The sequence below is a fragment of the Streptomyces sp. NRRL S-350 genome (assembly GCF_000719705.1).
GTDB lineage: Bacteria > Actinomycetota > Actinomycetes > Streptomycetales > Streptomycetaceae > Kitasatospora.
The window spans coordinates 16,324-29,059 of record NZ_JOHO01000069.1 but is presented as its reverse complement, the minus strand read 5'-3'; the positions used below and the strand labels follow the sequence as shown (position 1 = coordinate 29,059).

11 protein-coding genes are annotated in these 12,736 nt (G+C 75.8%); 7 read left to right on the top strand and 4 right to left on the bottom strand.

The window, feature by feature from the left end:
• A partial coding sequence (locus IF30_RS0135085; RefSeq protein ID WP_030246119.1) for an alpha/beta hydrolase occupies positions 1 to 246 on the top strand: 246 nt, incomplete at its 5' end.
• 118 nt (positions 247 to 364) lie between these two features.
• On the opposite strand, the gene IF30_RS0135080 is transcribed toward IF30_RS0135085, so the two are convergent.
• Together IF30_RS0135080 and IF30_RS0135075 are read right to left on the bottom strand one after the other, a co-directional pair.
• Positions 365 to 892, bottom strand: coding sequence for a hypothetical protein (locus tag IF30_RS0135080; protein WP_030246116.1), 528 nt, complete (start codon positions 890 to 892; stop codon positions 365 to 367).
• A gap of 33 nt (positions 893 to 925) precedes the next feature.
• Positions 926 to 1,849 carry an SDR family oxidoreductase gene (locus tag IF30_RS0135075; protein ID WP_078891955.1) on the bottom strand — a complete coding sequence of 308 codons (924 nt, stop codon included), beginning with the start codon at positions 1,847 to 1,849 and terminating at the stop codon, positions 926 to 928.
• A 103-nt stretch (positions 1,850 to 1,952) separates the two neighbouring features.
• On the opposite strand from IF30_RS0135075, the gene IF30_RS0135070 reads away from it, so the two are divergent.
• The gene (locus IF30_RS0135070) at positions 1,953 to 2,891 is read left to right on the top strand and encodes a sigma-70 family RNA polymerase sigma factor (protein WP_037902217.1); all 939 of its coding nucleotides are present in this window, start codon (positions 1,953 to 1,955) and stop codon (positions 2,889 to 2,891) included.
• Positions 2,892 to 3,075: 184 nt separating this feature from the next.
• On the opposite strand, the gene IF30_RS0135065 is transcribed toward IF30_RS0135070, so the two are convergent.
• Both IF30_RS0135065 and IF30_RS0135060 read right to left on the bottom strand, forming a co-directional pair.
• Positions 3,076 to 3,606 (bottom strand): DinB family protein, encoded by a 531-nt coding sequence (locus tag IF30_RS0135065; protein WP_234322962.1) that lies wholly within the window; start codon positions 3,604 to 3,606, stop codon positions 3,076 to 3,078.
• A 60-nt stretch (positions 3,607 to 3,666) separates the two neighbouring features.
• On the bottom strand, positions 3,667 to 4,242 hold the full coding sequence (locus tag IF30_RS0135060) for a nucleosidase (protein WP_030246108.1): 576 nt from the start codon (positions 4,240 to 4,242) through the stop codon (positions 3,667 to 3,669).
• 286 nt (positions 4,243 to 4,528) lie between these two features.
• On the opposite strand from IF30_RS0135060, the gene IF30_RS0135055 reads away from it, so the two are divergent.
• From IF30_RS0135055 to IF30_RS0135035, 5 genes are all read left to right on the top strand, one after another.
• A complete protein-coding gene (locus IF30_RS0135055) occupies positions 4,529 to 6,040 on the top strand; it encodes a hypothetical protein (RefSeq protein WP_051711868.1) in 1,512 nt (503 codons plus the stop codon).
• Between the two features lie 16 nt (positions 6,041 to 6,056).
• On the top strand, positions 6,057 to 7,004 hold the full coding sequence (locus IF30_RS0135050; RefSeq protein WP_037902215.1) for a glutamate ABC transporter substrate-binding protein: 948 nt from the start codon (positions 6,057 to 6,059) through the stop codon (positions 7,002 to 7,004).
• 261 nt (positions 7,005 to 7,265) lie between these two features.
• Entirely contained in the window at positions 7,266 to 8,633 is a 1,368-nt protein-coding gene (locus IF30_RS0135045) for a hypothetical protein (RefSeq protein ID WP_030246102.1), read from the top strand.
• A 5-nt stretch (positions 8,634 to 8,638) separates the two neighbouring features.
• Positions 8,639 to 11,281 (top strand): serine/threonine-protein kinase, encoded by a 2,643-nt coding sequence (locus IF30_RS0135040; RefSeq protein WP_030246101.1) that lies wholly within the window; start codon positions 8,639 to 8,641, stop codon positions 11,279 to 11,281.
• Positions 11,282 to 11,284: 3 nt separating this feature from the next.
• Positions 11,285 to 12,643: a PP2C family serine/threonine-protein phosphatase gene (locus IF30_RS0135035; protein WP_063752914.1), complete on the top strand. Its 1,359-nt coding sequence runs from the start codon at positions 11,285 to 11,287 to the stop codon at positions 12,641 to 12,643.
• Positions 12,644 to 12,736: the final 93 nt, after the last annotated feature.

Here is a 12,736-nt window from a genome sequence, read left to right as displayed (position 1 = left end):
TGCCTCGACTGGCCGCGCGAGCCGGTCCCCCCGACGCCGCCGGCGCACCGCAAGCTGCCCGACGTGCCGGTCCTGCTCCTCGGCGGCGACCGGGACCTGGCCACACCGTACGAATGGCTCTACCAGGAGGCCGAGTCGGCCCATGATCCGCAGATCGTGATCGTCCCCGGCGCGGCGCACTCGGTGCAGAACCGGGCGGCCAACCCGGCCGGACGGCAGGCCGTGTACGACTTCCTGCTGAAGTAGCGGGGGTCGACTTCCTGCTGAAGTAGCGGGGGTCGCCTTCCTGCTGGGGCGGCGGGAGCCGTCGGGCTCCGGCCCTCCCACAGGAACCAGTGACCGCATGAGGCTGGTTCCGCAACGGTCAGCAAGGCCTGAGCAGCGGCTCGTACGCCGTCCCCTCCTCCGCGTTGAGCAGCACGTACGACGCCCCGAGGTCGGACACGACCTCCCGCAGCCGCCCCAACGCCTCGGCCTCGGAGGGGACTTCGAGGCCGAGTGCGGCGGCAGCGGCGTCCCGCTCGGCGTACAGGCCGGGCTCTTCCTCCAGGTACTCCCCGGCCGCCTCCGCGCTCTCCTCCACCGTCAGCCGCCGGCAGTCCCGCCACCACGGCACGGCCAGCAGCAGCCGCACCAGCTCCGGCACGCCGACGGCCAGCACGGCCGCCCCGCCCTCGGAGTCCGCGTACAGGACGGGCCGCTCCTCGCCGCCCTCGCCGCACAGGAAGAAGGTGCCGCCCCCGGCGTCCTTGGCCACCCGCTCCAGCGGGGCGCCGGAGGCGAGCACGACCTCCTCGACGTGCTCGTACGTGCGCGTGGGGTCGAAGTCGCCCGTGCAGAGCAGGTAGTCGAGGGCGGCGGGGTTGGCGCGGATCGCGTCGAGGAGGGACATGGCGGCCACCCTACGGCGCGCCTCGGACAGCGCTCACGCCGCCGACCGCCCCACCGGCCGCTCCATCGGCCGCCCCACCGGCCGCTCCGCCAGGCGCTCCGTCAGGAACTCCTCCCAGGTGCGCCGCCCGAGCTCCGCCCCGGCGAGGGCCAGGTTCTGCCCCGCCCGGTACGCGCGCCCGACCTTGCCGGGCACCCGGACGGGCAGCTGCCGGCGGCCACGGCCGCGCGCCTCCAGGTATCGGCGGGTCAGCTCGCGCATCTCGTACACGGCGGGGCCGGCCAGGTCGGGCACCCTCCCGGCCGGCTCGTCCAGCGTCAACTGCACCAGGCGCGCGGCGACTTCGCGCACGTCCACGGGCTGCCAGCGGATCCCGCCGGGCGCCGGGACGACCGGCAGCTTCGCCAGCTTCTCCACCACCGTGAACGCCAGGTCGTGGAACTGTGCGGCCCGCAGGATCGTGTACGGCAGGCCCGAGCCCGCCACCGCCTCCTCGGCGGCGTGCTTGGCGCGGAAGTAGCCGAGCGGGATCCGGTCCGCGCCGATCACCGAGATGTACGCGAGGTGCCGCACCCCGGCCCGCCGCGCGGCCGCGACCAGCAGCCGGGTGGCGTCGTCGTCGCCCTTCGGGCCGCCCGCGAGGTGCAGCACGGTGTCCACGCCGGCCAGCGCCTCGTCCAGCCGGGCGGCCGCGTCGGCCGGGTCGCCGAGCAGGTCGCCGCGCAGGTACGTCACGCCGTCGGCGGCGGCCCGCTCCTGCCGGCTGAGCACGCGCACCGGCCGCCCGGCCGCGCGCAGCAGCGGCACGACCTGCCGGCCCAGGGTGCCGGTGCCCCCGGTGACCAGCACGGGGTTGTCCGCCGCGAGGTCCGCGTCGTTCCCGCCGTGCGCGGCATCCACGACGTGCGCGGCATCCACGTCGTTCTTGTCGTCCACGTCGTTGACGTCGTCGTTCATGGTCGTCTCCGATTCGCCCCGGGCCGGGAGTTGATCTCCCGCCGCAGCCGTTGTTGGGTGGCTCCTGCTGCTCTGACCCACGGCGACGAAGGAACGTGACACGGTGGACGAGAAATCCTCTCCGGATGCCCGAGGCGCCCGGGCCGCGCTCTTCGAGCAGCACCGCCCGCACCTGAAGGCCGTCGCGTACCGGATGCTCGGCTCGGTCACGGAGGCCGACGACGCCGTCCAGGAGTCCTGGCTGCGGTACGACCGCACCGACACCGCCGGGGTGGAGAACCTCGGCGGTTGGCTGACCACGGTGGTCTCCCGGGTCTGCCTCAACCTGCTGCGCACCCGTGCCCTGCGCCGGGAGGAGCCGCTGGAGCCCGCCGGGCCGGACGGCGAGCCCGGCCCGCCGCGCATCCCGGACCCGCTGCTGCGGCGCGAGGGCGTGGTGGACCCGGAGCAGGAGGTGATGCTCGCGGACTCGGTCGGGCTGGCGCTCATGGTGGTGCTGGAGTCGCTGTCGCCGGCCGAGCGGGTCGCCTTCGTGCTGCACGACCTGTTCGCCGTGCCCTTCGACGAGATCGCCCCGTTGATCGAGAAGTCCGCGGCCGCCGCCCGGCAGCTCGCCAGCCGGGCCCGCCGCAAGGTGCAGGGGCAGGCGCCCGCGCCGGACCCCGACCTGGGCCGGCAGCGGGTGGCGGTGGACGCCTTCTTCGCCGCCGCCCGCCACGGCGACCTCGAGGCGCTGCTCGCCGTCCTCGACCCGGACGTGGTGCTGCGCTCGGACGGCGGGGCGGCCATGGCCCGGCACACGGTGGTGCTCTCGGGCGCCGCCACGGTGGCCGGTCAGGCCGTGCTGTGGGGCACGCTGTCGCCGTTCGCCCGCCCGGCGCTGGTCAACGGCGCGGCGGGCGCGGTGGTGATCGGCGACAACGGCCGGGCGCTGTCGGTCATGGCGTTCACCGTCGTGGACGGCGGGATCGTCGCGATCGACGTGCTCACCGACCCCGAGCGGCTGGCGGCACTGGACCTCTCGGAGTTCCGCCGGTCGTAGGGGCCGTCCGACGGCAGCGGCCCGGGAGGCCCGGCAGGCCCGGCAGGCAGCGCGGGCAGTGCGGGCAGTGCGGGTAGGGAGGACCGGGAAGACCGGGAAGACCGGGGAGACCGGGAAGGCCGGGAAGACCGGGAAGGCCCGGCGGGCCGGGGGGCCACCGCCCTCCCGGCCCGCCGGGCGACCGTCAGCGCCCGACCGTGCCGTCCAACTGCTCCCGGATGATGTCCGCGTGCCCGGCGTGCCGGCCGGTCTCCTCGATCAGGTGGACCAGCACCCACCGCAGCGACGGCCCTTCGGCGGCGTCCGGCCGCAGCGAGCGCACGCCGGGCCGGTCGAGGTCCGGGGCGTCCGCCGTCACCGCGTTGGACCGGGCGATCGCCTCCCGGTAGGCGGCGATCTCGCCGGCGACGGTCGCGCCGTCCAGCGGCACCGCCTCCGATTCGCGCGGCTTCTCGCCCACCCCCTGGTAGGCCCAGACGAACCAGTTGTGCTCGACCACCGTCAGGTGGCGCACCAGCCAGAGCAGGCTGGTGCCGGAGGCGACGCCGGGGCGCCGGGCGTCCTCGTCGGAGATCCCGTCGACCTTGGCGACGACGGCCTCGCGCAGGTAGTCGAGGAAGGCGACCAGGGTGGTCGGCTCGTCCGCGTTCATGCTGGGCGGACGGGTGTCGGAGAGCTTGCTGGGCCTGGTGTTCGGCTCGGTGTTCTGGGTCACCGCGTCACCCTAGCCACCCGCGGCGCGCCGGGGAACCGGATTCGAGGACCCGGCGGGCCGTCACCAGCCCTGCGCGGCGACCCAGTCGGCGAGGTGCCGGGCGCAGTCGTCGACCGACTCCCGCCAGGTGTGCTCCGCGCCGTCCCCGGCCTCGTCGCTGACGTGCTTGACCAGCCGCACCGGCACGCCGGCCCGGTGGGCGACGGCGGCGATGGCGTAGCCCTCCATGTCGACCAGGTCGGCGTGCTCGGCGAGCCGGTCGCGGGCCTCCCCGTCGGAGACGAACAGGTCGCCGGTGGCCAGCACCGGGCCGTCGCCCTTGCCGATCACCAGCGGCGCGCCGTACTGCCGCCCGGTGAGCGCCTGCAGGGCGGCGGTGTCGAGGTCGTGCTGGATCACCTGGACGACGTGGTGGGTGCCCTCCCAGCCGGGGCGCAGCGCACCGGCCGTGCCGAGGTTGATCACCTCGGAGGGCTTCTCCCCCTGGGCGAGGACGGCGGCCAGGCCGGCGGCGGCGTTGACCTTCCCCATGCCGGTGAGCAGCACCGGCAGCCGGCCGTCCAGGTGGGCGGCCTCCTCGCGGGCGGCGACGACGAGCAGCGGGCGGTCGGGCGAGATCGTTCCAAGCAGGCGCATGCGCCCATCGTACGGAGCGAGGGGGTGCCGCACCCGGGAACGCGCGCCCACAACCGGACCCCCGCGCTCCGCCCGGTCCGGGGAACCGCGTAGGGTGCGGGCCGCGTCGGACGGTTCGCCATCTCCGCGTACGGGCCGGGCCGGACCCGCACGCGGGCGTGCGGAAACCGTGCACGACATGCTCAAGATCGGCGCAAGTCGGGTGTGGCCGGGGGGAGTCGCGGCCATACTGCTGCCATCGGCCGGGCCCGGGGAACGGGCCCGGCTCCAGGGGAGGATGAGGCGGGTGGCGACACCAGTAGGCAACGGCGCACCGGGCGCCGCGATCCCGGCACGGCCGGACCAGCCGCCGGGAACGCCGGGCGCAGCGGGAACGCCGGTCACCACGGCACCGGCGCCGCCGGCCAGGACCGGCGCCGCTCCGTCGCCCGGGCCCGGCGGGGCGCCCGCCCGGCGGCCCCGGGCCGCCACCGGCGTCCTCGCCACCGGCGTCCGCGCCCGGCTCGCGGAGGCCACCCGCACCGCGCCCGGCCGGCTGCGGCTCGCCGGCGTGCTGCTCGCCGTCCTCACGGTGGCCTTCGGCGGCCTCACCGCCTGGCAGTTGGAGACCAGGGCGCAGGCCGCCGACCGGGTGGTCTCGTACAGCCAGCCGCTCAGCCGGGACGCCGCCGAGATCCACCGCAGCCTGGCCGACGCCGCCACCACCGCGGCGACCGGCTTCCTGCTCGCGGGAGCCGAGCCGAAGGACGTCCGGGACCGCTACGAGCAGGACCTCGCCACCGCCGCCAAGCTGGTCGCCCAGGCCGCCGCCCGGACCACCGCCACCTCCCCCGGGCAGGACTCGCTCGCCCGGTTGAACCAGCAACTCCCGGTGTACGCCGGGCTGGTGGAGACGGCTCGGGCCGACAACCGGCAGGGCATCCCGCTCGGCGGCGCCTACCTGCGGTACGCCTCCGAGCAGATGCAGACCGTCCTGCTGCCGGCCGCCGCGGAACTGGGCGCCGTCGAGAACCAGGAACTCGCGGACGACTACGCCGCCGCCAAGTCGGTGCCGTGGGCGGCGTACGGCCTGGCGGCGATCACCCTGGCCGCACTGGCCTGGGTGCAGCTGACGCTGTTCCGCCGCACCAACCGGGTGTTCAACATCGGACTGCTGGGCGCGACCGCCGCCGTGCTGGCCGGGGCACTCTGGCTCACCGTCACCGGCCTGACCATCAGTTCGGCGCTCCAGCGGAGCGACCGCGAGGGCGCGACCCCGCTGCGGGCGCTCAACTCCGCCCGGGTGGACGTGCTGACCGCCCGCCTGTCGGAGAACCTGCACTTCGTGGCCCGCGGCTCGACCACCAAGTACGCCGACCAGTGGACCAAGGCCACCGCGCACCTGTCCGGCACCAAGGACCTCCCGCCGGGCCGCACCGACGGCTCCCTCCCGGAGGCCGTCCGGCTCGCGCCGCCGGCCGCCCGGGAGAGTGTCGAGGACGCGGCGAAGCAGTTCGACGCGTGGCGCGGACTGCACGAGACGGCCCAGAACCTGGAGACCGGCAACGCCGACTACCAGGGCGCCCTCGACACGACCGTGAGCGCCAAGCCCGACGCGGCCACCGCCGACGCCGCCTTCAACGCCACCGACAAGGACCTCGCCCGGGCCGCCGACACCGAACAGGACCGCTTCTCGCAGGCCGCCGACGGCACCGGCGGGGACCTTCGCACCACCGCCGTCGCGGTCGCGCTGCTCGGCCTGGCGGCGGCCGCCGCCGCGCTGCGGGGCCTGGGCCGGCGACTGGCCGAGTACCGGTAAAGGGGAGGACGGACAGATGCGCACGAGAACCGTACGGAGCAGGCACGCCGCGGCCCTGGCACTGCTGGCGGCCGGCGCCGTCGTGCTCTCCGCGGGCGGCCCGGTCGGCGCCGCACCGGCCGCCGGGGCCGCCGCGCCCCAGGCGGCACAGCAGGAGCAGGGCCCGGCCGACGACAGCTGCGACGTCTACCGGAGCGTCCCGCCGAGCACCGAGGACGGCCCGGCCGTGAAGGAGATCAAGGCCAAGCGCAGCCTGGTGATCGGCGTGGACCAGAACAGCTACCGCTGGGGCGCCCGCAACCCGAACACCGGCCAGATCGAGGGCTTCGACATCGACCTCGCCCGGGCGATCGGCACCGCCATCATGGGCGACCCGGACAAGGTGGTGCTCAAGCCGGTGGCGACGGCCGACCGGATCGACGCCGTCAAGAAGCGCCGGGTCGACCTGGTCGTCCGCACCATGACGATCAACTGCACGCGGATGAACGACGTCGCGTTCTCCAAGCCGTACTTCAACACCACCCAGCGGGTGCTGGTCCCCAAGGCCTCCCCGGCGAAGACCATCGACGACGCGATCAAGGACCGGACGGTGTGCGCGGCCGACGGCTCGACCGCCCAGGCCGTCGTCACGGGCAAGAAGACCGCCCGGCAGGTCGTCTCGGTCGAGAACCAGCTGGACTGCCTGGTCCTGATGCAGCTCGGCAAGGTCGACGCCACCATGACCGACACCGGCCTCGCCGCCGGCCAGGCCGCCCAGGACCAGACCGTGCGGATGGTGGACGGCGAGGCGCAGCCCGAGGTGATGGGCATCGCCATGCTCAAGGACCGCCCCGACCTGACCGCCCGGGTCAACCAGGTGCTGGCCGACTACTACGCGCGCGGCGACTGGGCCCGCTCGTACGACCGTTGGCTCAAGCCGTACATGTCCGGCGACGCCGACCACTACTGGCCGGGCACCCGCTGAGCCGGGCGCGCGGCGGGCGGCCCCGGGGCGCCGGGGCGGTCTTGGCGCCCCGCGCCCGCCCCGCCGGGACGGCCACCGGCTAGGGTTCGGGACGATCACCACGGGGCAACCGGTGGTGGACACGGGGGATGACGTGGGATCGCACGCCGGGAACACCGGGACCGCCGGGACCGCCGGGAACACCGGGACCGCCGGGCACGTCGGGAATGGCGGGCACGTGACACGCGTCGGGATCGCACGCGAGGAAGGAAGGACACCGCGGTGGCGGCATCGGCTGGCCCGGTACTGAGCCGGGAGGAGGTGGACCGCGCACTGGCGCGCCTCGGCGCGGACCGGGACGCGGTCGAGTCCGCGCTGCTCGCCCTCCAGGACCACCCCGGCCTGCGGCTGCTGGAGGGCGCCGAGCTGTCCGGGCGCACCCTGGAGCGGTGGTCCGTCGCCAGCCGGGGCCTGCCGCTGCTCTGGGCGCTGTTCGACCGCTACTCCGAGGCGCTGGCCTCGGCGCGCGCCGTACGGGCCCGGAAGGCCAAGCCCGGCGCACCCGAACTCGCCGAGCTGAGCGAACTGTTGACCGGCGACGCGGTGACCGTCCCCGGCGGCGCCGTACCGGACGCGCCGCAACTGCTCGGCGCGCCCGCCAAGCTGGTCGAGCGGATCAGCCTGGACGCCCTGATGGCCCGGATGAACTCCTGGTACGCCACCGTGCTGGAGGTGCTCAGCGCCGCCGACGCCGTCTGGTCCGCGCTGCCCGCCCGGATCGACCTGCTACTGGCCGAACTCCACCGGGTGCGCACCCTGGCCGCCTCGCTCGGCGTGCGCACCGGCAGCCACCCCATCGGCGACGACCTGGCCGGGCTGGAGAAGGACCTCACCGAGCTGCGCACCGAGGTGCGCGGCGACCCGCTGGCGCTGTGGCGCCCGGCCCGGGTGCCCGCCCAGCGCGGCACCGTTCCGGAGGGGTCGGCCTTCGCCGGACCGGCCGGGGTGGTGGACACCGAGCGCTTCGACCGGGCCGGGCGGGCGCTGGACGGCGTCCGGGTGGAGCTGGAGGACCTGCTGCGGCTGCGCGACGAGGCCGAGGAACGGCTGCAGGGCGTCGGCGACCTGCTCCAGCGGGCCGACGCCACCCTGGCCGAGGCCCGCCGGGCGCGCGGCGAGGTGCTGGCGAAGATAGCGTCCAGCGACGTCCCGGCGGTGCCCGGCCCGGCGTCGGCGCTGCGCGAACGGATCGTCACGGCACTGGACCTGCGCCAGGGCGGGCAGTGGGGCCGGCTCGCGCCGCTGCTGGACGCGCTGGAGGACGCCGCCGCCAAGGAGCTGGCCCGGGCCCGGCAGTCGCTCACCGAGGTGACCCAGCCGCTGGCCGTGCGCGCCGAGCTGCGCGGCCGGCTCGACGCCTACAAGGCGATGGCGGCCCGGCTGCGGGTCTCCGAGGACCCGGAAGTGCTCGAGCGGTACGAGAAGGCGCGCTGGCTGCTGTGGAGCGCGCCGTGCGACCTGCGCGCGGCGGCCGCCGCGGTGGCCCGGTTCCAGCAGTCGCTGCGGCCGGCCCAGGCGGAGGCGGAGGCCGTGCAGGCTCAGGAGGCGGCCGGCCAGTCGCCGGTCGACGGACAGGTTCAGGGGGGCTGAGGTTGATGGGCGAGACGTGCGGACGGCCGGACTGCTCCGGCAGCGGCAGGATCGACGCCGACGGCTACTGCGACGAGTGCGGGCTGGCCCCGGCGGGCGGAACCACGGGGGCGACCGGCGCCACGGGAACCACCGGAACCCCCGGGGCCACCGGCACCACGGGGACCTCCGGGGCGGCGTCCGCGGCGGGAGCACCGGCCGCCGTCGGCCCCGGGTCGCCCTGCCCGCGCGACTGCCCCGGCAGCATCGACGCGGACGGCTACTGCGACGAGTGCGGCCTGACCCCGCCCGGCCCCGACACCGGCGTCACCCAGCCGTACGTGCCCTCCGCCCGAGTCTCCCCCGACTCCGGCCGCAGCGGCTCCGTCCGCTCGATGTCGGCCCGCACCGGCTCCGCCCGTTCGATGTCAGGCCGCTCCCGCTCGCACCGCTCGACCCGCACCGGCAGCAGCCGCTCGGTCTCGGTGCGCTCCGCCCGGGGCAGCACCAGCGCGGGCACCCGCAACCGGCTCGGCGCCGGCCTGGTCACCGTGCCGACCGTCGAGACGGCCGACCCTGCCCAGGCGGTGCTCGCCAACCCCGAGGTGCCCGAGCGCAAGCGCTTCTGCTCCAAGTGCGAGGCGCCGGTGGGCCGGGAGAAGAACGGCCGCCCCGGCCGCCCGGAAGGCTTCTGCACCAAGTGCGGCACGCCGTACTCGTTCACGCCCAAACTGCGCCGCGGCGACCTGGTCGGCGGCCAGTACGAGGTGGTGGGCTGCCTGGCGCACGGCGGGCTGGGCTGGATCTACCTGGCGGTGGACCGGCGGGTCAACGACAAGTGGGTCGTGCTCAAGGGCCTGCTGGACACCGGGGACGAGGACGCACTGGCCGTGGCCGTCGCCGAACGCCGCTTCCTGGCCGAGGTCGACCACCCCAACATCGTCCGCATCATCAACTTCGCCGAGCATCCGGACCTGCGCACCGGCGCCACCGACGGCTACATCGTGATGGAGTACGTCGGCGGCAAGTCGCTCAAGGACATCGCCAACGAGCGCCGCACCCCGGACGGCCGGCGCGAGCCGCTGCCGGTCGAGCAGGCCATCGCCTACGCGCTGGAGGCGCTGCCGGCCCTGGGCTACCTGCACGGCCGGGGCCTGGTGTACTGCGACTTCAAGATCGACAACGCCATCCAGAGCGGCGACTCGCTGAAGATCATCGACATGGGCGCCGTCCGCCGCCTCGACGACGACGGCCCGATCTACGGCACCATCGGCTACCAGGCCCCCGAGATCGCCACCGACGGCCCCTCCCCCGCCTCCGACCTGTACACCGTGGCCCGCACCCTCGCCGTCCTCAGCTTCGACTTCCAGGGCTACAGCGGCACCTACCGCGACTCCCTGCCCGGCCCCGAGGTCGTCGAGGTCTTCGCCCGGTACGAGTCGTACTACCGCCTGCTGGTCCGCGCCACCGACCCGGACCCGGCCCGCCGCTTCGCCTCCGCCGAGGAGATGGCCGACCAGCTCACCGGCGTCCTGCGGGAGGTCCTGGCCCTCCGGAACGACCGGCCCTACCCCGCGATGTCCACCCTGTTCGGCCCCGAACTCCGCGTCGTGGACACCGAGTTGGTGCTGCCCACCGAGCAGCCCGGACAGCTCCGGGTGACCGCCCTGGACCCGGCCGCCGCCGCCCTCGCCCTGCCCATCCCCCGGGTCGACCCGAGCGACCCCAACGCCGGCTTCCTCGCCACCCTGCTCTCCCCCGACCCCGAGGAGGCACTCACCGCCCTGGCCGGCGCCCCCGCCGTCTCGGTGGAGAGCCGGCTGCGCGAACTGCGCGCCCTGCTCGAACTCGGCCGCCACCGCGACGCCGTGACCCGCCTCGACGAGCTGGAGCACGACCACCCGGACGACTGGCGCGTCGTCTGGTACCGCGGCCTCACCGCCCTGGTCGGCGCCGCCGCGGAGCCCGCCGAAGGCGACGACGGGCACTCCACCGCAGGCAACGGCACGGGCCGCACCGAAGGCCCCGCCGCAGGCCGCGGCGAAGCCGAACTGCGCGCGGCCGCCGAAGCCTTCGACGCCGTCTACGACGCCTTCCCCGGCGAGGCCGCACCCAAGCTCGCCCTCGCCGTCTGCGCCGAACTGCTCGGCGACGGCGGCGACGCGGCCGAGTTCTACCGGCTGGTGTGGACCACCGACCACGCCTACCTGAGCGCCGCCTTCGGGCTGGCCCGGGTCCGGCTCGCCGAGGACGACCGGGCCGGCGCCGTGCGCGTCCTGGAGTCCGTTCCGGCCACCTCCAGTCAGTACACCGCCGCCCGGATCGCCGCCGTCCGCGCCCGGCTGCGCGAGCGCCCCGCGACCGACGAACTGGCCGCCGACCTCGGCGCGAGCTCCGCCCAGCTGACCGCGCTGCGACTGGACGACCGCCGCCGCGAGGAGCTCTCCGTCGAGGTGCTCGGCACAGCCCTCGGCTGGGTCGGCGCCGGTTCGGCCGGCGCCCGACAGGCCGGCGAGCCGGTGGTGCTGGGACGTCCCGCACAGGAGCGGGAACTGCGCTTCGCCCTGGAACAGTCCTACCGGGTACTCGCCCGGTTGGCCGACCGGGCGGAGACCAGGATCGAGATGGTGGAACGGGCCAACCGAGCCCGTCCCAGGACGTGGGTGTAGCCGATGCCGCAGCAGACCGAGTGCCCGAGCTGTTCCGAGCCGATGGACCCGGAGGACGCCTACTGCGGCTCCTGCGGGACCAGCCGGGACGGCCGGGCGGCCCCGGGCGCGATGCCCAACGGCTGGGCCGCCGCCCGGGGCGAGGCCGTACCGCAGCAGCGCGGGCCCGTCTGCGTGCACTGCGGGCAGCCGCAGGTCACCGCGGACGGCTACTGCGAGGGCTGCGGCGGCGCCCAGCCGCGCCCGCGCGACCACATGGAGAAGGCGCTCGGCGGCGTCGCCGGGGTCAGCGACCGCGGCGTGCGCCACCACCGCAACGAGGACAGCTTCACCGTCGCCGCGACCTCGCTGCCCGGCGGCGACCCGGTCGTCGTCGCCGTGGTGTGCGACGGCGTCTCCTCCTCCGACCGCCCGGACGAGGCCTCGGCGACCGCCGTGGACTCCGCCTCCGAGTCCCTGCTGACCTCGCTCGAAGCAGGCCGGGACGCCACCGAGGCGATGCGCGCGGCCATCGCCGACGCCGCCAAGGCCGTCGCCGACCTCGCGACCGACGGCGCCGGCCCCACCCGGCCCGACCTCAACGCGCCCGCCTGCACCTACGTCAGCGCCATAGCGGCGGGCGGCCGGGTCACCATCGGCTGGGTCGGCGACACCCGCGCGTACTGGATCCCGGACGACCGCGCCGCCGCCGAGCCCTTCCGGCTCACCCAGGACGACTCCTGGGCGGCCCGGATGGTCGAAGCCGGGCTGATGAACGAGGCCGAGGCGTACGCCGACCCGCGGGCCCACGCCATCACCGGCTGGCTCGGCGCCGACGCCGAGGAGGTCGTGCCGCACACCCTCGACTTCACCCCGCACGTCCCCGGAGTCGTGCTGATCTGCACCGACGGCCTGTGGAACTACGCCGAGGCGGCCACCGACCTGGCGTACTACGTCCGGCCGGACGCCCGCACCGAGCCGCTCGCCACGGCCCAGACCCTGGTGAAGTTCGCGGTCGCCGCCGGCGGCCACGACAACATCACGGTCGCCGTGCTGCCGATCGACCCGCCCGCCGTCGAGGAGGCCGAGGAGGCCGAGCGGACGCCGACCGCGCTGGACCTGCCGGTGGTCACCGCGCCCCCGGCCGGCCAGGCGGCCCCGGGGGACGGCGGGAACGGCGGGAACGGCGACGACTACGAGGACTACGAGCCGACCCTGCCGGACATCCCGGTGATCGGCTCCCCCGCGGCCCCGCTGCCGCCGGCCGTCCCGCCGACGCCTCCCACACCGCCCGCCGCACCGCCCGCACCCCCGGCAGTCCCGCCGGTGCCCGCCGCCGCACCGCCCGTCCCGCCGCAGCCGCCGCACCCGCCGACGGCCTGACCGGCCGGCGACCCGGCCGGCGGACCGACCGACCGGCGGACGCCACGGCGCCACGGCCCGCCGGCCCGAGCACCCGACCGCCCGGGCCGACGG